The 20,888-nt window shown below is 70.7% G+C and carries 16 protein-coding genes; all 16 read right to left on the reverse strand.

Features of this window, described 5'->3' with window-relative positions:
• Positions 1–6: 6 nt before the first annotated feature.
• A complete protein-coding gene (dnaE, locus tag BLT36_RS17365) occupies positions 7–3,540 on the reverse strand; it encodes a DNA polymerase III subunit alpha (RefSeq protein ID WP_092097039.1) in 3,534 nt (1,177 codons plus the stop codon).
• A gap of 858 nt (positions 3,541–4,398) precedes the next feature.
• Positions 4,399–5,322 carry an RluA family pseudouridine synthase gene (locus tag BLT36_RS17370; RefSeq protein ID WP_092097040.1) on the reverse strand — a complete coding sequence of 308 codons (924 nt, stop codon included), beginning with the start codon at positions 5,320–5,322 and terminating at the stop codon, positions 4,399–4,401.
• Positions 5,319–6,002: a signal peptidase II gene (gene lspA / locus BLT36_RS17375; protein ID WP_254787719.1), complete on the reverse strand. Its 684-nt coding sequence runs from the start codon at positions 6,000–6,002 to the stop codon at positions 5,319–5,321. Before lspA ends, BLT36_RS17370 begins: the two co-directional genes overlap by 4 nt.
• Before the next feature lie 2 nt (positions 6,003–6,004).
• Positions 6,005–6,688 (reverse strand): DivIVA domain-containing protein, encoded by a 684-nt coding sequence (locus BLT36_RS17380; RefSeq protein WP_175529709.1) that lies wholly within the window; start codon positions 6,686–6,688, stop codon positions 6,005–6,007.
• 184 nt (positions 6,689–6,872) lie between these two features.
• A complete protein-coding gene (locus tag BLT36_RS17385; RefSeq protein WP_092097044.1) occupies positions 6,873–7,169 on the reverse strand; it encodes a YggT family protein in 297 nt (98 codons plus the stop codon).
• A 72-nt stretch (positions 7,170–7,241) separates the two neighbouring features.
• On the reverse strand, positions 7,242–7,817 hold the full coding sequence (locus BLT36_RS17390; RefSeq protein WP_092097046.1) for a cell division protein SepF: 576 nt from the start codon (positions 7,815–7,817) through the stop codon (positions 7,242–7,244).
• 43 nt (positions 7,818–7,860) lie between these two features.
• Entirely contained in the window at positions 7,861–8,586 is a 726-nt protein-coding gene (locus tag BLT36_RS17395) for a YggS family pyridoxal phosphate-dependent enzyme (RefSeq protein ID WP_092097048.1), read from the reverse strand.
• Positions 8,587–8,593: 7 nt separating this feature from the next.
• A complete protein-coding gene (gene ftsZ / locus BLT36_RS17400; RefSeq protein ID WP_092097050.1) occupies positions 8,594–9,763 on the reverse strand; it encodes a cell division protein FtsZ in 1,170 nt (389 codons plus the stop codon).
• Between the two features lie 159 nt (positions 9,764–9,922).
• Complete coding sequence (locus tag BLT36_RS17405; protein WP_092097052.1) at positions 9,923–11,179, reverse strand: cell division protein FtsQ/DivIB; 1,257 nt, start codon at positions 11,177–11,179, stop codon at positions 9,923–9,925.
• On the reverse strand, positions 11,176–12,612 hold the full coding sequence (gene murC, locus BLT36_RS17410) for a UDP-N-acetylmuramate--L-alanine ligase (protein WP_092097054.1): 1,437 nt from the start codon (positions 12,610–12,612) through the stop codon (positions 11,176–11,178). The genes BLT36_RS17405 and murC overlap by 4 nt, the downstream gene beginning before the upstream one ends.
• Positions 12,609–13,694 (reverse strand): undecaprenyldiphospho-muramoylpentapeptide beta-N-acetylglucosaminyltransferase, encoded by a 1,086-nt coding sequence (gene murG, locus BLT36_RS17415; protein ID WP_092097055.1) that lies wholly within the window; start codon positions 13,692–13,694, stop codon positions 12,609–12,611. The genes murC and murG overlap by 4 nt, the downstream gene beginning before the upstream one ends.
• Positions 13,691–15,076, reverse strand: coding sequence for a putative lipid II flippase FtsW (gene ftsW, locus BLT36_RS17420; protein ID WP_254787720.1), 1,386 nt, complete (start codon positions 15,074–15,076; stop codon positions 13,691–13,693). The genes murG and ftsW overlap by 4 nt, the downstream gene beginning before the upstream one ends.
• Positions 15,039–16,571 (reverse strand): UDP-N-acetylmuramoyl-L-alanine--D-glutamate ligase, encoded by a 1,533-nt coding sequence (gene murD, locus BLT36_RS17425; protein WP_092097057.1) that lies wholly within the window; start codon positions 16,569–16,571, stop codon positions 15,039–15,041. Before murD ends, ftsW begins: the two co-directional genes overlap by 38 nt.
• Positions 16,564–17,667, reverse strand: coding sequence for a phospho-N-acetylmuramoyl-pentapeptide-transferase (gene mraY, locus BLT36_RS17430; RefSeq protein ID WP_092097058.1), 1,104 nt, complete (start codon positions 17,665–17,667; stop codon positions 16,564–16,566). The genes murD and mraY overlap by 8 nt, the downstream gene beginning before the upstream one ends.
• The gene (murF, locus tag BLT36_RS17435; protein ID WP_092097060.1) at positions 17,664–19,244 is read right to left on the reverse strand and encodes a UDP-N-acetylmuramoyl-tripeptide--D-alanyl-D-alanine ligase; all 1,581 of its coding nucleotides are present in this window, start codon (positions 19,242–19,244) and stop codon (positions 17,664–17,666) included. Before murF ends, mraY begins: the two co-directional genes overlap by 4 nt.
• Positions 19,241–20,878 carry a Mur ligase family protein gene (locus tag BLT36_RS17440; RefSeq protein WP_092097320.1) on the reverse strand — a complete coding sequence of 546 codons (1,638 nt, stop codon included), beginning with the start codon at positions 20,876–20,878 and terminating at the stop codon, positions 19,241–19,243. Before BLT36_RS17440 ends, murF begins: the two co-directional genes overlap by 4 nt.
• Positions 20,879–20,888: the final 10 nt, after the last annotated feature.

The raw sequence follows: 20,888 nt of genomic DNA on the forward strand, positions 1-20,888 counted from the left end.
CCCTTCCTAGACCAGGCAGCGCGGCCCGAGCAGGCTCTTCAGCTCACCGAAGAGGTCCGGCGTGAGGTTCACCGGGAACGGCAGCTCGAACGTGCGGGCGACGTCGTCCTTCAGCAGCCGCAGCCGCACCTCGGTCGACCCGGAGTGGCGGCCGAGCACGGCCGCCAGTTCGGTGACGATCTCGGTGGTGGCCTGCCGTTCGGGCACCGACAGCGTCAACGGGCCGGAGCCCATCGCGTCGCCGACGTTCGGCTGGAACATGCTGACGGCGTGCAGGGCCTTGCCGTCGTCGCGGACGTTCACCCGTCCGCGCAGGACGACGATCGAGTCCGCCACCAGGGACGGACCGAACTCTTGGTAGGTCTTGCCGAGGAACATGACGCCGATCTGGCCCCCGAAGTCCTCGATGTCGACGATGCCGTACGGGTTGCCGCTCGTCTTCGCCACGCGGTGCTGCACGCTGGTCAGCAGTCCGGCGACCGTGACGGTCTCACCCTCGATCGAGTCGTCGGCGCTGAGCAGGTCGGTGATCGTGATCGACTGGTGCTTCGCGAGCTCGATCTCGAGGCCGGCCAGCGGGTGGTCGGACACGTACAGCCCGAGCATGTCGCGCTCGAACGCGAGCTTGTCGCGCTTCGACCACTCCGGGCGGTCCGGCACCTGCGACACCGCGGCCGCGGTGGGCTGTTCCTCGGCGACCTCGGCGAAGAGGGAGTCGAAGTCGAACCCGACGTTGCCGTGGGCCTCGTCGCGCTTGACCTTCACCGCGCCTTCGACGGCGCCCTCGTGGATCTCCACGAGCGCCCGCCGGGTGTCGCCGAACTCGTCGAACGCGCCGGCCTTGATGAGCGACTCGACCGTGCGCTTGTTCGCCGACGAGATCGGGATCTTCCGCAGGAAGTCGTGGAACGACTCGAACGCGCCCTTCTCGGTGCGGGCCTTCACGATGTCGTCGACCACGTTGAAGCCGACGTTGCGGATCGCGCCCATACCGAAGCGGATGTCGTCGCTGACGGCCGCGAAGAACCCGATCGATTCGTTCACGTCCGGCGGCATGACCTTGATGCCCATGCGGCGGCACTCGTTGAGGTAAAGGGCCAGCTTGTCGCGGGCATCACCGACGGAGGTCAGCAGCGCGGCCATGTACTCGGCCGGGTAGTGCGCCTTGAGGTACGCGGTCCAGAACGAGACCACGCCGTACGCCGCCGAGTGCGCCTTGTTGAACGCGTAGTCGGAGAACGGCAGCAGGATGTCCCACAGGGTCTTGATCGCAGCGGCCGAGTAGCCGTTGTCCTGCATGCCCTTCTCGAAGCCGGCGTACTGCTTGTCCAGCTCGGACTTCTTCTTCTTGCCCATCGCGCGGCGGAGGATGTCCGCCTGGCCGAGGGAGAACCCGGCGACCTTCTGCGCGATGGCCATGACCTGCTCCTGGTAGATGATCAGGCCGTAGGTCGTGCCGATGATGTCCTTGAGGGGCTCTTCGAGCTCCGGGTGGATCGGCGTGATCGGCTGCTCGCCGTTCTTGCGCAGCGCGTAGTTCGTGTGCGAGTTCGCACCCATGGGCCCCGGACGGTACAGGGCGATGAGCGCGGAGATGTCCTCGAAGTTGTCCGGCTTCATCAGCCGGAGCAGGCCGCGCATCGGGCCGCCGTCGAGCTGGAACACGCCCAGGGTGTCGCCACGCTGCAGGAGCGCGTACGCCTCGGGGTCCTCGAGCCCCATGGTCTCGAGGTCGAGGTCGATCCCCCGGTTCGTCTTGATGTTGTCGAGGGCGTCACTGATGATCGTGAGGTTCCGGAGCCCCAGGAAGTCCATCTTGATCAGGCCGAGCGACTCCGCTGCCGGGTAGTCGAACTGCGTGACGATCTGGCCGTCCTGCTCCCGCTTCATGATCGGGATGATGTCGATCAGCGGGTCGCTCGACATGATGACACCTGCGGCGTGCACGCCCCACTGGCGCTTCAGCCCCTCGAGGCCGAGCGCGGTGTCGAACACCGTCTTCGCCTCGGGGTCGGTCTCGACGACGGTACGGACGTCGACGGCTTCCTTGAAGCGGGGGTGGTCCTTGTCGAAGATCCCGGTGAGCGGGATGTCCTTGCCCATCACGGGCGGCGGCATCGCCTTGGTGAGCTTCTCGCCCATGCCGAACGGGAAGCCGAGGACGCGCGACGAGTCCTTCAGCGCCTGCTTCGCCTTGATCGTGCCGTACGTGACGATCTGCGCCACGCGCTCCGACCCGTACTTCTCGGTGACGTACTTGATCGCCTCACCGCGGCGCCGGTCGTCGAAGTCGACGTCGAAGTCGGGCATCGAGACGCGGTCCGGGTTGAGGAACCGCTCGAAGATCAGCCCGTGCCGGATCGGGTCGAGGTCGGTGATGCGCATCGCGTACGCCACCATCGAACCGGCACCGGAACCACGACCCGGGCCGACGCGGATGCCGTTGTTCTTCGACCAGTTGATGAAGTCGGCGACCACCAGGAAGTAGCCCGGGAAGCCCATCTGGTTGATGATCCGGGTCTCGTAGTCGGCGCGCTCCTGCACCTCCGGCGTGATGCCGTCGGGGTAGCGGTACTCGAGCCCCTTCGCGATCTCCTTCTCGAACCACGACTGCTCGGTCTCGCCGGCGGGCACCGGGAACTTCGGCATGTAGTTGGCCGTGGTGTCGAACTCGACGTTGCACCGCTCGGCGATGAGCAGCGTGTTGTCGCAGGCCTCGGGGTTGTCGCGGAAGAGGTGCCGCATCTGCGCCGGCGTCTTGAGGTAGAACTCGTCGGCGTCGAACTTGAACCGGTTCGGGTCGTTCAGCGTCGAGCCGGACTGCACGCAGAGGAGCGCCGCGTGCGACTTGGCGTCGTGGGCGTGCGTGTAGTGGAGGTCGTTCGTGCCGACCAGCGGGATGTCGAGGTCCTTCGCCAGGCGGATCAGGTCGCCCATGATCCGGCGCTCGATCTCGAGCCCGTGGTCCATCACCTCGGCGAAGTAGTTGTCCTTGCCGAAGATGTCGCGGTAGTCCGCCGCTGCCTTGAGGGCCTCGTCGTACTGGCCGAGGCGCAGGCGCGTCTGGATCTCGCCCGAGGGGCAGCCCGTCGTCGCGATGATGCCCTCGTGGTGTTCCTGCAGGAGCTCGATGTCCATGCGGGGCTTGAAGTAGTACCCCTCGAGCGATGCCTTCGACGACAGCCGGAACAGGTTGTGCATGCCCGTCGTGTTCTCGGCGAACATCGTCATGTGCGTGTACGAACCCGCACCGGACACGTCGTCCCCGCCACCGTCGCCCCAGCGCACACGGGTCTTGTCCGAGCGGTGGGTGCGGGGCGTGATGTACGCCTCGGTGCCGATGATCGGCTTGACGCCGCCGGCCTTGGCGGCCTTCCAGAACTCGAACGCGCCGAACATGTTGCCGTGGTCGGTCACCGCCACGGCGGGCATGCCCTGGGCGGCGGTCTCCGCCACGAGGTCGCCGAGTCGTGCGGCACCGTCGAGCATCGAGTACTCGCTGTGCACGTGCAGGTGGACGAAGGAGTCGGAATCCGACACGGAACCTCCGGTTCGAGGAGCTGCTGCGGGGCGTGAACAGCCTAACCGCGACCGCCCACATTCCCGGGCGCGTCGAGCGCGTTCCCGATGCGGTGGGCGCGCCGCGGGTCGGGCGCGGTCCGGCCGAGGATGCGCTCGCCGGCTGCCCGAACGGGCGCCTTCGGCCGGGTGTGCGCGCGGCCGAGGGTGCACGACACGCCGCGCGCCGATCGCCGAGCGGGCAGAAGGCGTCGCATCCCAGCGCCGAACGGGCCACATCGTGCCCGTTCGCCCCACGCAGCCACTCCGACGCGCAGCAGCTCGACGGGCCGTTCGGCACCACGCGGCGCCAGTGGCACCGCCGACCCCGCAGTCGGTCGGTGCCGGTGCCCCGGCGGCATCGGGTCGCGCTGTCGGGTGACCAGGGACCGTCGGACCACGCGCGGCGGCCAGACGGTCCGGCTCAGCCGATCCGTCGGCTCGACCCCGGACGGACTGGAGGCGCGTGGCGGCGCCGACCCATGCCTCCAGTCCGGAGGTACCAGGCCCGCGCACGGTGACGGACGAGAGCAGACGGCACGCAGCCCGCCGAGCGGGCAGGACACGCCGCGCGTCGCCCGTCGAGCGGGCGGAAAACGCCGCGCCGCGGCCGCGAGCGTGACGGATGTTGCCCGCTCGGCGAAGCCGGCCACCGGCCTCGCCTCCGCGGGGCCGTCGAACGGCCGCCGCGTCGAGCGGGCAGGACACGCCGCGCGTCGCCCGTCGAGCGGGCGGAAAACGCCGCGCCGCGGCGGCGAGCGTGACGGATGTTGCCCGCTCGGCGAAGCCAGCCCCGACCCCGACCCCGCCGGCCCCGACCCCGACCCCGGCCGGCCGCGCCTACGCGGCGCGGATGCGCTCGAGCGCCCGCTGCAGGTCGTCGGGGTAGGACGCCTCGTACTGCACCCACTGCCCGGTGCGCGGGTGCTCGAAGCCGAGTCGCACCGCGTCGAGCCACTGCCGCGTCAGCCCGAGCTCCTCGGCGAGCACCGGGTCGGCGCCGTACATCGTGTCGCCGACGAGCGGGTGCCGTGTCGCCGCCATGTGCACCCGGATCTGGTGGGTGCGCCCGGTCTCGAGGTGCACCTCGAGCAGGGTCGCGGAGCGGAACGCCTCGAGCGTCGCGTAGTGCGTGACGCTTGGCTTGCCGTCGGCCGTGACCGCGAACTTCCAGTCGCTCGAGGGGTGTCGGCCGATCGGCGCGTCGATCGTGCCGGACGTCGGGTCCGGGTGCCCCTGCGCGAGCGCGTGGTAGACCTTGTCGACCGTCCGCTCCTTGAAGGCACGCTTGAGGTGCGTGTACGCGAGCTCGGTCTTCGCGACGACCATCAGGCCGGAGGTCCCGACGTCGAGCCGGTGCACGATACCCGCGCGCTCGGCGGCACCGGAGGTCGCGATGGTGAACCCGGCCGCGGCGAGTCCGCCGGGGACGGTCGGGCCGTCCCAGCCCGGTGACGGGTGCGCGGCCACGCCGATCGGCTTGTCGACGACGACGATGTCCTCGTCGTCGTGCACGACCGTCATGCCGGGGACCTCGACCGGGATGATCCGCGGCGCTTCCTTCGGGGTCCACTCGACCTCGAGCCACGAGTCGGCGTGCAGCCGGTCGGACTTGTCGACGACGACGCCATCGACGCGCACACCACCGGCCGCCACCACGTCGGCCGCGAACGAGCGGCTGAACCCGAGGAGCTTCGCGATGGCGGCGTCGACGCGCTCACCGGCGAGCCCGTCGGGGACGGGCAGGGAACGGCTCTCGCTCACGTCGCGTCGTGCCCGAGCGAGTCGGAGCCGAGGGCGTCACGTCCGTCACGCGGTGCGCGCTGGTCGTCGGCCACCGTCCGGGAGGCGCCGTGGTCGTCCGTCGTGGAGGCCGCGGTACCGTCGCGGGTCGCCGCAGCGTCCGCAGCGCGCTGCCGCTTCGCCGACAGGGCACGGGAGCCGTCGAGGTTCACGCCGAAGATGACGAGCAGGACGAAGATCACCATGCTGACGCAGATGAACGAGTCGGCGATGTTGTAGATCGCCGGCATCATCCACGGCGTCGAGATGAAGTCGACCACGTGCCCGCGGCCGAAGCCGGGCTCACGGAAGAGCCGGTCGAGCAGGTTGCCGAGCGCCCCGCCGAGGAGCATGCCGAGCACGAGTGCCCACCACATCGAGCGGATGCGTCGGGCGAACACGATGATCGCCACGACCACCGCGGTCGAGACGATCGAGAAGATCCACGTCATGTTGACCGCGAACGAGAACGCCGCCCCGGGGTTCCGCACGTAGAGGAACTGCAGGGCGTTCCCGAGGACGGGGACGACGGTGCCGTACGGCAGGTTGGCGACGACGAGCGCCTTCACGCCCTGGTCGAGCGCCACCACGACGACAGCGGCGAAGGCCAGTGCCGCGATTGCGCGGACACTGACCTTCGCTCGTGATGCTGGTCGCGACAACGTCAGTTGCCGAAGCCCTGCGCCGATGCCGGCGCCGGGGTGAGACCGGACTGCTCGGTGCCCGAGCCGTCCAGCTCAGCGAGCTGCCCCTGGATGTAGCTCTTGAGCTGCGCACGGTAGTCGCGCTCGAAGGTGCGGAGCTCGTCGATCTTGCCCTCGAGCTGACGCTGCTCCTGCTCGAGCACCGCGACACGCTGACGGTTCGTGTTCTCGGTGTCGGCGATGATCTGGCGCTGCTTGGCCTCGGCCTCGGAGACGAGGCGGGCGGCCTGGGCGGTGCCTTCGGCGATGAGCGCGTCGCGCTTCTCGACACCCTCGCGCACGTGCTCCTCGTGGAGACGGCGGGCGAGCGTGAGGAGGTTCGTCGTGCCCTCGGTGTCCTCGTCGGCCGGGACCGTGCTGGCCGGCGCTGCGGCTGCGACCGGAGCGGGCTCCGGGGCGGCGGCCACGGGGGCGGGCTCCGGCTCGGGCTCGGGGGTCGGAGCGGGCTGCTCGTCCTGCGCCGGTTTGGGCGCCGACTCGGCTGCCTGCAGGCGCTGACGGAGCTCGTCGTTCTCGGCCGTCAGGCGGCGCAGCTCGACCACGACCTCGTCGAGGAAGTCGTCGACCTCGTCCTGGTCGTAGCCCTCGCGGAACTTCGTCGGCTGGAACCGCTTGTTGACTACGTCTTCCGGCGTCAAAGCCATTGCCGTCACCTCAATAGAACTGCTGAACGTGTGGAACCGTCTCGGTGCGACCGAATGTACCAGTCGCGCCGTGCGGTGCGGATGCTGCGCCGGAGCGAGCATCGATCCCGACCACCGTACACCGACGGTGCCCGTGAACCGTGACCATGCCGTGGGCGTGGCGCGTGTCGCGGAGGGAATCGAGTCAGAAGGAACGCGCGAGCGCGTTGACGATCACCCGGAGGATGATCACCACGAGCATGACGATCGTCCACCCGAAGTCGAGCGCCACCGGCCCCATCCGCATCGGCGGGAGGAGCCGGCGGACGAAGCGGATGGGCGGGTCGGTGACGGTGTAGACGATGTCAGCGACGACGAGCATCGCGCCGCGAGGACGCCACGAGCGGTTGTACGCCTGCACGATGTCGAACACGAACCGCCCCCACATCACGAAGAAGTAGAGGAGGAGTGCGAAGGACAGGATCCCGAGGATCAGTGACACTGTGGGGGCTCGCTCGACTCGGGCGTGGGCGTCCGGGGACGCTCACACAGGGCGGGTGAACCGGGGGCCGGCTCAGGACTGGGCGAAGAAGGACGCCTCGATGTCGGACTCTACCTCAGGCGCCTCACCGCTCACCGCGACGTGGGCGGGCGAGAGCAGGAAGACCTTGTTCGTGACGCGCTCGATCTTGCCGTAGAGGCCGAGCGACAACCCGGAGGCGAAGTCGATCATGCGGCGGGCGTCGGCCTCGGTCATCTGCGAGAGGTTGATGATGACGGGGATGCCGTCGCGGAAGCTCTCGGCGATGGACTGGGCGTCCTTGTACTCGCGCGGGTGGACGGTGAGGATCTCGTTCATTTCCTGGACCGGTGCTGCCTTCTGTGCGGTCGTGTGCGAGCGGCGGAGCGGGGTGACCTGGGCGCCGCGCTGGTGGGTGTGCGTCTTGGGCTCGGGAGCCACGGGCGCGACCGGGGCCGCGGCCGGAGCCGGGGCTTCCTGGACGACCGGAGCGGGAGCGGCAGCTGCCGGAGCGGCCTGCTGTCGGGAGGACTGCTGGCGCGCGGGTTCCTGCGGCTGCTCGTCCTCGTACTCGAGTTCCTCGTCGGCGAGGCCGAGGTAGACCATCGTCTTCTTCAGCGGGTTGGCCATGGTTCCTCCGGGGTTCGTGCTCGTGGATGCCCTGGTAACGAGGCTAGGGCGCGACCGGGCGTTTTCCCGTGATTGCGGTCCCGATCCGGAGGTGTGTCGCGCCCTCGAGCACGGCGTCGGCGTAGTCGCCGCTCATGCCCGCCGAGATGTCCGTCGCGGCCGGCTCGATCGACCGGACCCGCTCCGAGATCCCCCGGAGTCGGGCGAACGCGGGACGCGGCTCCTCGTCGAGGGGCGCCACCGCCATCACGCCGCGCAGCCGGATCGTGCCGGTCGCCAGGACCCGCTCGACCATGGCGTCGACGTCGTCCGGCTGCACTCCGCCGCGGCCGGGGTCGTCGGTGAGGTTGACCTGCACGAAGCCGTCGATCACCGGCGGCTCCGGTTCGGACTCGGTCGGCGCGAAGGCGTCCACCACGGAGTCGCGGTCGAGCGACTGGACGACGTGCGCGTAGCGGCGCACTTGCCGGGCCTTCTTCGACTGGAGCTGCCCGACGAAGTGCCAGGTGAGCGCCAGGTCGGCGAGCTCGGCGGCCTTCGCCTGCGCCTCCTGGTGGCGGTTCTCCCCCACGTCCGTGACGCCGAGCGCAGCGAGTTCCCGCACCAGCGACGCCGGGTGGAACTTCGTGACGACCACCAGTGTCAGCTCGTCGGCCGAGCGCCCTGCGGCTCGCGCCGCGTCGGAGATGCCGGACCTGACGGACGCGAGACGCGCCTCCAGTCCGCCGTCTGGTGACGGGTCTGACTGGAGGCGCGGATCGCTTGCCACGGCCGACTTACTTCAGGAAGTCGGGGACGTCGAGCTCGTCGTCATCGTCGTCGAAGGCGGGGTCGGCGGCGCGCTGCGCCGGAGCGGCGTGCTCCTGCGACGCCCACGACGGAGTCGACGACGTCGAGTCCTCGATCGCACCGGTGCCGCCGGCGGACGCCACCGGGACGGTCGCGCCGGCCTCGGGGTCGACGTAGCTCGAGCGGCGTTCCTTCTGCTGCTGCTGCGGCTCGCCACCGTCGAAGCCCGCGGCGATGACGGTCACGCGGACCTCGTCGCCGAGGGTGTCGTCGATGACCGCACCGAAGATGATGTTCGCCTCGGGGTGGACGGCCTCCTGCACCAGGCGGGCGGCGTCGTTGATCTCGAAGATGCCGAGGTTCGAGCCACCCTGGATCGAGAGCAGCACGCCGTGCGCACCGTCGATCGAGGCCTCGAGGAGCGGCGACGCGACGGCCAACTCGGCCGCCTTGATCGCGCGGTCGGCCCCGCGGGAGGACCCGATGCCCATGAGCGCCGAGCCGGCACCCTGCATGACGCTCTTCACGTCGGCGAAGTCGAGGTTGATGAGACCCGGGGTGGTGATGAGGTCGGTGATGCCCTGGACACCGGCGAGGAGCACCTGGTCGGCGGTCGCGAAGGCCTCGACCATCGAGATGCCGCGGTCGCTGATCTCGAGGAGACGGTCGTTCGGCACGACGATGAGCGTGTCGACCTCGTCCTTGAGCCCGGCGACACCGTTCTCGGCCTGGGACTGGCGACGCTTGCCCTCGAAGCTGAACGGCTTCGTGACGACGCCGATGGTGAGCGCACCGATCGACTTCGCGATGCGGGCGACGACGGGTGCACCACCCGTACCGGTCCCACCGCCTTCACCGGCGGTGACGAAGACCATGTCGGCGCCGGCGAGGGCTTCCTCGATCTCCTCGGCGTGGTCCTCGGCGGCACGACGGCCGACCTCGGGGTCGGCACCGGCACCGAGGCCGCGGGTGATCTCGCGGCCCACGTCGAGCTTGACGTCGGCGTCGCTCAGCAGCAGCGCCTGTGCGTCGGTGTTGATGGCGATGAACTCGACGCCGCGGAGGCCGAGCTCGATCATGCGGTTCACGGCGTTCACGCCGCCGCCGCCGACACCGACGACCTTGATGACGGCGAGGTAGTTGTGGTTCGTGGTCACGTCAGTCGGGCCTCCGGTCGAACCCTCAACCTCTACTTGAAGTTCAGGGGCAATGCTGGTAGATGTGGTGCTCGTAGGCGACGCTACGGGTGCCGTCCGCACGCTGTCGCCCCGCCACGCCGCGTGTCGTGGATCGCGTCCGGCAATTCGGTGCGAGCGCTACTTCGTCGGGCGGACGATGCCGTTGTCGGGCGCGCTGACGTCGTACTCGACGACGACGCCGGGGTTCCGGGCCGTGTGGTCCTTCACGAGGGCCGCGAGCAGAGCCGCCTTCGCGTCGGAGTCGTCCGGGTTCCCCCAGACCACCGTCGACTTGTCCTTGAGGGTCAGCGTCACGTCGTCCGCCGTCGACGCCTTCACGCTCGTCACCTGCGCGCGCACGGTCGACGGCAGCGCCAGGACCACCTCGGTCATCGTCCGGAACACCGGGGACCCGAGCTTCGCGCTGCCGATGTCGGCGACGGGCATGTTCGCGGGCTGCTTCGGCGACGACTGCACGACGATGCCCGCGGGGTCCACCAGGTCGAACGACTTCCCGGACTGCACGGCGACGACCGGGGTGCGCTCGGTGACCGTCACCACGAGGGTGTGCGGCGGCGCCTCTTCGGTGACGTAGCTCTCGATGAGCGGGAAGCCCGCGATGTCCCGCTTGATGGCGTCGAAGTCGAGCCGGGCCAGCGGTGTGCCGAGCTGGTCGGAGAGCGCCTGGCGGAGCTGGGTCTCGTCGACGCGGTTCGTGCCCTTGATCTCGATCGTCTGCAGGGCCATCAGCGGCGAGAACACCGCGACGAGGATCGAGATGCCGAACACCAGGAAGATGCTCGCGCCGGTGATCCACGCGGCGCGGCGGTGCCGGCTGCGACGGGTGAACCGGCGGACCTCGGCACGCTCGAGCAGGCGGCGACGGCGCTTGGCCACCCGGGCCTCACGCGCGGTCTCGGCAGCGCGGACCCCGGCGCCGATCGGGGTCTCGTGGCCGTCCCCGCCGGCCGGGTGCAGGTCGGTGAGGGCGGCGAGACGCTCGGCATCACGGCGCTCGGTCGCGAGGCGTTCGGCCTCGCGGGCACCGCGGGCCTCGGCTTCGGGGTCACGGTGGTCCTCGTCCGGTGCGTACTCGCGGATCCGGTCCTTCACGGTCGAGAACCCGGCGCCGAGCCGTCGACCGGCAGCACCGGCGAAGGCGCCCGCGCGGTCGCGAGCCGACGAACCGGACGGGTCGTCCGCGGTGGACCCCGCGGTCTCGTCGACCGGGTCCGGCGTGGCGGGCTCGACCCGTGCCTCCAGGCCGTCGCCCTCCGCGCCACGCGACGGACGCCGCGGGATCAGCGGGGCACGGCGCTGCCGGGGCGCCGGGGCGTCCTCGGCGGACGCGGCCGGCTGCGCCGGACGCTCGTCGAACCCCTCGGGACGCTTCACCGGGACAGCGCCCCGTCGTCGACCGCAGCGTCGTCGTGCAGGGCACTGAGGACCTGCGGGATGATCCGGTACACGTCGCCGCAGCTGAGCGTCATGATGATGTCGCCGTCGCGGGCGACCCCGGCAGCGCGTGCTGCGGCCTCGTCCCAGTCGGGCAGGAACTCGACGCGGGACTGGTCGGCGAAGCGCTCCTGCACGAGGGCGCCGGTGACGCCGGGCTCCGGGTCCTCGCGGGCGCCGTAGACGTCGAGGACGACGGTGTGGTCGGCGAGCTCCTCGTAGACCTTCGCGAAGTCCCCCGCCATCATCCGGGTGCGGGAGTACAGGTGCGGCTGGTGGATCGCGATGATCCGGCCGTCACCGACGACGTTCCGGGCGGCCTTCAGCGCGGCCGCGACCTCAGTCGGGTGGTGCGCGTAGTCGTCGTACACCGACACCCCGCGCTCCACGCCGTGCAGTTCGAACCGGCGCTGGGTGCCGCCGAAGGCCTCGATGCCGCGGATCGCGTCGGCCGGGGCGACGCCCAGCCCGGTGAGCACCGCGAAGGCGCCGACCGCGTTGATCGCGTTGTGCCGGCCGGGCACGCGGAGGGTCAGGTGGTACGCCTCGCCACCGGCACGGAAGTCGACCTCGACACCGGCGGACTCGATGACGCCCTCGATCCGGACGTCGGCGTCCACGGCCTCGCCGAAGGTGACGACCTCGGGAGCGTCCTGGCGCGCCCGGATCCCCGCCGTGACGGTCTTCGCACCGGCGTCGTCGCTCGAGATGACGACCCGCTCGGAGGCCTTCGCGGCGAACTCGACGAAGGCCTCGGTGAAGGCCTCCTCGCTGCCGTAGTGGTCCAGGTGGTCGGCGTCGACGTTCGTGATGAGCGCGACCGCCACGTCGTAGAGCAGGAACGAGCCGTCGGACTCGTCCGCCTCGACCACGAACAGGTCCGACCCGCCGGGGGCCGAGCTCGTGCCGAGGGACTGGATGACGCCGCCGTTGACGAAGCTCGGGTCGAGGCCGAGCTCCACCATCGCGGTGACGATCATGCCGGTCGAGGTGGTCTTGCCGTGGGCACCCGCGACCGCGACGAGGCGGTGCTCGGCGATCAGGGCGGCGAGGGCCTGGGAGCGGTGCAGCACCGGCAGACCACGCCGCTGCGCCTCGAGGAGTTCCGGGTTGTCCGGCCAGAGTGCACTGGTGACGACGATCGTGTCCGCGTCGCCGACGTTCGCCGCGTCGTGACCGATGTGCACGTCCGCGCCGAGCTCGCGCATCGTGCCGGTGGTGGCGGTCTCGCGGGAGTCGCTCCCGGTGACGCGGTGGCCGGCGGCGAGGAACATCCGGGCGATGCCGCTCATGCCGGAGCCGCCGATGCCGACGAAGTGCACGGTGCCGAGGTCGTCCGGGATCGGCTGCGTCAGGTCCGGCTTGATGGTCATGGTTCCTCCGTGGTGCTGGCGGCGTCGAGGACGAGGTCGGTCATCCGGTCGGCGCCGTCGCGGTGTCCGACGCTGCCGGCCCGGACCGCCATGTCGGCGATGCGGGCGCGGTCCTGCAGCATGCTCAGCAGCTGGAACGTCACCCAGTCCTGGTCGAATTCCTCGTCCGCGACGAGGAGTGCTCCCCCGGCCCCGACGACGTCCTTCGCGTTGTGCCGCTGCTCGCCGTTGCCGACAGGGTACGGCACCAGGACGCTCGGCAGCCCGACGGCGGTGAGCTCGCAGACCATGCCGGCGCCGGCGCGCGAGACCACGAAGTCGGACGCCGCGTACGCCAGGTCCATCCGGTCGCAGTACTGCAGCACGTGGTACCCGTCGAGGTCGCTCGGGCCGATGTCCGAGTTGCCGCCGACGACGTGCAGGACCTGCCACCCGGCGCCGACGATCGCGGCAGCCGAGCGGTTCACCGTGCGGTTGATGCTCCGCGCGCCGGACGATCCGCCGGTCACCAGCAGCACCGGGCGCGACGGGTCGAGGCCGAACTCGGCGAGGCCCTCGGCACGGCTCGCGCGGCGGTCGAGCGACTCGATCTCACGACGGAGCGGCATGCCGACCACCCGGCCGTGGCGGAGACGCGTGTTCGAGAACGTCACACCGACGTGGTTCGTGAGGAACGCGGCCAGGCGGTTCGCCAGCCCGGGCTTCGCGTTCTGCTCGTGCACGACGATCGGCGTGCCGGTGCGCCGGGCCGCGATGTACGCCGGGGCGGCCGCGTACCCGCCGACGCCGAGGACGACCTCGATCTCGTGCTCGCGGATGAGCTGCTCGGTGCGCTTGACCGCGCCGGCGAAGCGCCGTGGGAACCGCAGTGCCGCGGCGTTGGGCTTCCGCGGGAACGGCAGCCGCGGGATCGTCAGGAGCTCGTAGCCGCGCATCGGGACGAGGCGGGACTCGAGGCCCTCGGCGGTGCCCAGGACGAGCACCTCGGCGTCGGGCTCGCGCTCGGTCAGCCGGTCGGCGACCGCGAGCAGCGGGTTGACGTGACCGGCGGTGCCGCCGCCGGCGAAGAGGTACTTGCTCACCGCAGTGTTCCGTTCATGGTGGGGCTGGGGAGGCGGCCGGTGCCGGCACCGGTGCCGGTGCCGGTGCCGCCGGTGGTGGTGCCGGTGGTGCCGTTCTTGCCGGGCAGGTCGCGGGCGAAGGAGAGCACGACGCCGATCGCGACGAGGGTCATGATGAGCGCGGAGCCACCGGCCGAGATGAGTGGGAGCGGGACGCCGAGGACCGGCAGCAGGCCGAGCACCACCGCGATGTTCACGAGCGCCTGGCCGATGATCCACACCATGACGCCACCGGTGACGGTCTTGACGAAGGGGTCGTTCGACTGGCGGATGATCTTCACCATGCCGATCGCGAGCACCACGAAGAGCGCCAGCACGACGACGGCGCCGATGAGACCGAGCTCCTCGCCGATGATCGCGAAGATGTAGTCGTTGTCGGCCTCGGGCAGCCAGGACCACTTCGCCTTCGAGTTGCCGAGCCCGACCCCGAACACACCGCCGGACGCCAGCGCCCACATGCCGTGGACGGGCTGCCAGCAGAGGTCCTGGTACTGGTTCGAGTCGCTGCAGCCGGAGAGCCACGCGCTGATGCGGACCGATCGGGAACTCGACGCCATCGTGACGAACGGCAGCACGACCGCGATCGTGCCGAGGACGACGAGCAGGTGCTTCGCCCGGGCACCGCCGACGTAGAGGCCGCCGAGCACCAGCAGCACCATGATCATCGCGGTGCCCTGGTCACCGCCGAGGAGGACGAGCCCGAGCGACACGAGGGCGGCGATCCCGATCGGGATGAAGACCTCTTTCCAGTCGTCGAGCTTGTCCCGCTTGACGTACATGATCGCGCCGACCCCGAGGGCGAGCGCGAGCTTCAGCACCTCGGACGGCTGCGCGGTGAACGACCCGAGCCCGATCCAGTTCCGGTTGCCCTGCACGTCGATGCCGAGCGGCGTGAACACGAGCAGCTGGAAGACCAGGCCGATGCCGAGGATGCGCATCGCCCACTTCCGCCACATCCGCGCCGGCACCCGGCTGGCGACGAGCATGAGCGGGACACCGAGGATGGCGTAGAGGCCCTGCCGGGACGCGGCGCCGAAGAAGTCGTGCGTGGCGGCGTACTGCTCGACGCTCGACGACGACAGCACCATGACGACGCCGAACACGACGAGGAACAGGGTGACGCCGAGGATCGTGTAGAAGGTGCTCGACTCGGCGATGAAGACGTTCTTGACCGCGACGACGGCGCCGTTGGTGCGGCGGGCCGGCGGCTGCATGCCCGCGGTCCGCGGCTCGGCGGTCGCACCGGCGCCGCGCCCGGCGGCACCGCGCCCGTCGGCGCTGCGCCCCTCGCCGCGTCCGTCCCCGCTACGGCCGCTCGCCCGGAAGTCCGTCGGTGTCGCCATCGGCGTTGCCTCCCAGGTGCTCGTTGACCGCCGCCGCGAATCGACGCCCCCGGTCCGCGTAGGAGCCGAACTGGTCGAACGACGCTGCAGCCGGGGCGAGGAGGACCGTGTCGCCCGGCCTCGCGACCGATGCGGCATGCCGGACCGCCTCGGGCATGACCTGATCAGTGTCCGCTGCTTCGACCTGCAGGACGGGCACCCCGGGCGCGTGTCGCGCGAATGCCTCGAGCACGGGGCCGCGATCGGTCCCGATCACCACGACACCGCGGACGTCGGGCCCGAAGCGCTCGACGAGTCCGTCGATGTCGACGCCCTTGAACAGCCCGCCGACGATCCACACGACCTTGTCGAACGCGGACAGCGACGCGGTCGCCGCGTGCGGGTTGGTGGCCTTGGAGTCGTCGACCCAGGTGATGCCGTCGGCGGTCGCGACGAGCTCGGTGCGGTGGTGGTCCGCCCGGAACCCGACCACGGCGGCACGGATCGCGCTCGGCTGCACGGCGGCCGCCCGGGCGAGAGCCGCGGCGGCGAGCACGTTCATCGTCATGTGCGGGCTGGCGAGACCCGCTGTCTCGAGGTCGGCGACGGTCGCGAGCTCGAGCGCGCTGTTCTGCCGGTTCTCGGTGAAGGCACGGTCGCAGAGGACGTCCTCGACGACCCCGACGTCGCCGGGTGCCGGGATGCCGGGCGTGAACCCGACGGCACGACAGCCCTCGACGACGTCGGCTTCTTCGACCATGTGCCGGGTGACCTCGTCGGTGGCGTTGTAGACGCACGCCATCACGGTGCGCTCGTAGACCTTGGCCTTCGCCGCCCGGTACGCCTCGGCGGAGCCGTGCCACTCGAGGTGGTCGTCGGCGATGTTGAGGCAGGCGCTCGCGAGCGGCACCACGGCCCCGTCGCCGGTGGTCGGCATGTAGTGCAGCTGGTGGCTGGAGAGCTCGACGACCAGGACGTCGAAGCCGTCCGGGTCGCGGACGACGTCGAGCACGGGCACGCCGATGTTGCCGCAGGCCACGGCGCGCAGGCCGCCGGCCTCGAACATGGCGGTCGTGAGCTGCGTCGTGGTGGTCTTGCCGTTCGTGCCGGTGATCGTCACCCACGGGGCGGCGACCGGGCCGCGCACGACCTTGTCCCGCACCCGCCAGGCGAGCTCGATGTCACCCCAGACGACACTGTTCGCGACGGACCACTCGACGGTCGCGTTGTGCGGCGGCAGGCCCGGCGAGACGATCACGACGTCCGGCGCTTGCGTCTCGAGCGCGGCGGGGACCGTGTCGAGCGGGGTGCGTTCGAACCGCGCTCCGATGACGTCCAGCAGCTCGATCGTGTCGGCCGGCCCGTCGGGCGCGTACACCGTCACGGCGCTGCCGAGCTCCACCAGGGTGTCGGCGACCGAGAAGCCGGTCGAACCCAGGCCGAGCACGGCGACGTTCAGGCCCCGCCAGCCCTCGGAGTACCAGCTGTCGAGACCCTGCAGACGGACGTCATCCAACGCGTGCGATCCATTCGAGGTAGAAGAGCCCGACACCGGCCGCGACGCAGAGCCCCGCGATGATCCAGAACCGGACGACGACGGTCACCTCGGCCCACCCCTTCAGCTCGAAGTGGTGGTGCAGCGGACTCATCCGGAAGATCCGCTTGCCGTGGGTGATCTTGAAGTACGCCCGCTGCAGGATGACCGAGCCGGTGACGATGAAGAACAGGCCGCCGATGAGGACGAGCAGGAGTTCGGTGCGGCTGAGGATGGCGAGGCCGGCCAGGGCGCCGCCGAGGCCGAGCGAGCCGGTGTCGCCGAGGAAGATCTGCGCCGGCGAGGTGTTGTACCAGAGGAAGCCGATCAGGCCACCGCACACCGCCGCCGCGACGACCGCCAGGTCGAGCGGGTTCGTCACGGTGTAGCAGGCGTGCTCGGTGCTCGCGTCGAGCCGGGCGCTGCCGCACAGCTGGTTCGACTGCCAGAAGCCGATGATCACGTACGAGCCGATCGCCAGGATGCTCGACCCGGTGGCGAGCCCGTCGAGGCCGTCCGCCACGTTCACGCCGTTCGACGTCGACACCGTCAGCAGGACGATCCACGCCAGGAACAGGATCGTGCCGATCACGGTCCCGAGGGCCATGAAGTCGAGCCACGGGATGTCCCGGATCGCCGAGACCATGGTCGACGCCGGCGGCTTGCCGTTCGCCGTCGGGACGACGAGGGCGATGGTGGCGAAGATCACGCCGACGATGACCTGCCCGAGGACCTTCGCCCAGCCGCCGAGCCCCAGACTGCGCTGCCGGCGGACCTTCAGGAAGTCGTCGATGAAGCCGACGAACCCGAGACCCACCATGAGGAACAGCACGAGCAGGCCCGAGAGCGTGATCGAGTCGCGGCCGACCAGGTGGCCGACGAAGTAGCCGAGCACCGCGCCGATGATGAGGACGATGCCGCCCATCGTCGCCGTGCCACGCTTCGTGTGGTGCGACTGCGGACCGTCGTCGCGGATGAACTGTCCCCACCCGAGACGGTGGAACAGCTTGATGAACAGCGGCGTGAGCAGCAGTGTGAACACCAGCGACACGGCGCCGGCGATCAGGAGCGCGATCATTCGGGGACACCTCCGAGGCGGTCGCCGAGGAATCGCAGTTCGGCGGACTTCGAGGACTTGACGAGGACGACGTCGCCGGGGCGGAGCATGTCCTGCAGTTGGTGGACGGCGTCGTCGACGTCCTCGATGAACACGGACTCGCCGTCCCACGATCCCTCGAGGGTGGCGGCCTGGTGGATCGGCATCGCGCCGCGGCCGACGACCACGAGCTGCCCGATGCCGAGACGGACGACGAGCCGACCGATGCGGTCGTGCTCCTCCGTCGAGTACTCGCCGAGCTCGGCCATCTCGCCGAGCACGGCCACGGTCCGCTCCCCCGGACGCACGATCTGCGCCAGGGTGCGGAGAGCCGCCGCGGTGGAGTCCGGTGACGCGTTGTACGCGTCGTTGATGACGGTCACGCCCTCCGGGCCGCCCTGGAGGAGCTCCATCCGCCAGCGCTCGGCGCGCGTCATCGACGCGAGCGCCTCGGCGCCGGTGGCGAGGGGGACGCCCCACAGGTGGGCCACCGTGAGCGCCGCGGACGCGTTCATCGCGTGGTGCTCACCCAGGATCACGAGGCGGACGTCGACGCTCTCGGGGAGGTGATCCGTGCCTCCAGGCATGGTGGGGTCGGCAGACCGGCTGCGGTCTGCGGACTCGTCGCCCGCATGCCGGACGGGAGGCGCGGTGAGCGTGAAGCGGGTGCCGCTGCGGTCCGTCTCGATGCCGGTGATGCGGTAGTCGGCGTCCGCCGACGTGCCGAAGCCGACCACGTGCGCGGCCGTGAGGTCGCGCATCGACGCGACACGGTCGTCGTCGACGTTGAGGAGGGCCGTCGCGGTGGCCGGGAGGTCGGTGACCATCTCGGACTTCGCGCGCTGCGTCGCCTCGATGCCGCCGAACTCGCCGGCGTGCGCCAGACCCACCTTGAGGACGACGCCCACGTCGGGCTCGGCGATCGAGACGAGCTTCGCGATGTGCCCGACGCCGCTCGCGCCCATCTCGACGACGAGGTAGCGGGTGTCGTGCGTGATGCGGAGCATCGAGATCGGTGCGCCGACGTGGTTGTTGAACGAGCCCTGCGGCGCGACGGTCGCACCGTGCTGCTCGAGGATCGTGCGGAGCATGTTCTTCGTGCTCGTCTTGCCGTTCGAGCCGGTGATGCCGACGACCTTGAGCTGCGCGGGGCGCCCCTCGGCGTCGACGCGGTCGGCGCTCGACGCGCGGACGCGGGCGACGACCTCGTGCGCGAGGGCGGCCAGGGCGGCGTAGCCGTCGGCGACGACGATCTGGGCCGTCGGTGCGTCGGCGGTCTGCGCCGCGTCGGCGGTCTGCGCGGCGTCGGCCGGCAGCGTCGCGTTGGTCGGCAGCTCGGTCGCACGCTCGGTGATGACGAGCGCCGCACCGGCCTCGACCGCGTTCGGCACGAAGCGGTGGCCGTCGGTCTCCTCGCCGAGGAGCGCGAAGAACACACTTCCGGGGCCGACGAGGCGCGAGTCGGTTTCGACGCTGCCGTCGACGACACGCTCCGGCGCACCGCTGACGAGCTCGCCGCCGACCGCGGACGCGATCTCGGCGAGGGTCAGGGCGATCATCGGATCTCCTCCGCCGGACCGGAGTTCGGCTCCCAGCCGGCCTCGCGGAGGGCCTGTCGGGCCTCGTCGCGTGCCGAGTACGGGGTGCGGACGCCCGCGATGTCGCGGTAGTCCTGGTGCCCGGGACCGGCCCAGAGGATCGAGTCGCCCTCGCCGAGCAGGCTCACGGCCGTGCGGATGGCTGCCTCGGGCGGGCTGACCTCGTAGAGCTCGTGGTCCGGGTAGGCCGCGCGCGCAGCGTCGACCAGCGTCTTCCGGATCGACGCGGCGTCCTCGAAGCGGGGGTGGTGGTCGGTGACCACGAGGATGTCCGAGCCGGCGGCGGCGATGCGGGCCATGTCGGCGCGCTTCGTCTTGTCGCGGTCACCGTCGGCGCCGAACAGCATGAGGACCTTGCCGGGGGTGAACTGGCGCACCGCTGCGAGGGTGTTCTCGAACGCGTCGGGGCTGTGGCCGAAGTCGACGTAGACGCTCGGGCCGGTGTCGCCGGAGACCCGCTCGGTGCGACCCGGGAGGTAGCACTCGATGGCGGAGACCGGGCGGTGTTCGCCGTGCTCGCTGCTCTCGTCCGCGTAGCGGCGGTGGTTGCTCTCCAGCGCGTGCGCGATGGCACCGAGCTCGAAGCCGCCCTCGACGAGCATGACGATGGCGAGTGCCGCGTTGGCGGCCATGTGCCAGCCGATGAGCGGCACACGGGTGGTGAGCTCGCGCCCCTCGGGGCCGGTCAGCCGGAACTCGGTGTACGCGGCGTGGGCCGCGACGATGTCGACGTGCCACTCGGCCTCGACGTCGGGGTGCACCGTGATGGTCGTCACCGGGATCCGGGAGTCCTGCACCACGCGGTGGCCCCAGTCCGTGTCGAGGGAGACGACGCCGCGGCGGGCGTGCTCCGGCTCGAACAGCGGGAGCTTCGCGTGGTAGTACTCCTCCATGTCGGCGTAGTCGTCGAGGTGGTCGTGCGACAGGTTCGTGAAGGCCGCGACGTCGAAGACGATGCCGTCGACGCGGTGCCGGCTGAGGGCCTGGGCACTCACCTCGACGGCGACCGCGCGGACCTCGCTCTCGCGCATCCGGGCGAGCAGGGCGTGCATCTCGCTGGCCTCAGGCGTGGTCAGGCGGCTCGTGACGCTGAGCGTGCCGATGTGGCGCTCCGCCGTCGAGCTCAGGCCGGTGACCAGGCCGAGCTGCTTGAGGATCCCCTCGAGGATGTACGACGTGCTCGTCTTGCCGTTCGTGCCGGTGACGGCGAACAGCTGCGGCAGGTCGGTGGCCTCGTCGGGGTGCGTGCGGTAGACCCACGCGGAGACGTCGCCGAGCGCCGCACGGGGGTCGTCGACCACGAGCACCGGCAGCCCCGAGGGCTCGGCCAGGGCGACGCCGTCGGCATCGGTCAGCACCGCGACGGCACCGCGCTCGGCAGCCTCGGCGGCGAACTGCGCACCGTGCCGGTTCGCTCCGTGCACACCGACGAAGAGGTCACCCGGCTGCACCTCGGTGGCGCTCAGCGTCACGCCGGTCGTCTCGACGGCGTCGAGCGAACCGACGACACGCAGACCGAACGCGTTCGCGAGTTCGGCCACGGCCCTCGGGGTCGGGTGTTCGGGTCGGAGGACCGGGGGGATCCGTGCGGACAACTGCTCCTTC

This window comes from Curtobacterium sp. UNCCL20, assembly GCF_900101675.1.
In the GTDB taxonomy this organism is placed as follows: Bacteria; Actinomycetota; Actinomycetes; order Actinomycetales; family Microbacteriaceae; genus Curtobacterium.

Bases quoted from the DNA above. Each gene is read 5' to 3' on its own strand.
- mraY (WP_092097058.1), bottom strand. From the start codon at position 17,667: ATGATCGCGCTCCTGATCGCCGGCGCCGTGTCGCTGGTGTTCACACTG.
- BLT36_RS17380 (WP_175529709.1), bottom strand. From the start codon at position 6,688: ATGGCTTTGACGCCGGAAGACGTAGTCAACAAGCGGTTCCAGCCGACG.
- BLT36_RS17390 (WP_092097046.1), bottom strand. From the start codon at position 7,817: ATGGCCAACCCGCTGAAGAAGACGATGGTCTACCTCGGCCTCGCCGAC.
- murF (WP_092097060.1), bottom strand. From the start codon at position 19,244: ATGATCGCCCTGACCCTCGCCGAGATCGCGTCCGCGGTCGGCGGCGAG.
- murC (WP_092097054.1), bottom strand. From the start codon at position 12,612: ATGACCATCAAGCCGGACCTGACGCAGCCGATCCCGGACGACCTCGGC.
- ftsW (WP_254787720.1), bottom strand. From the start codon at position 15,076: ATGGCGACACCGACGGACTTCCGGGCGAGCGGCCGTAGCGGGGACGGA.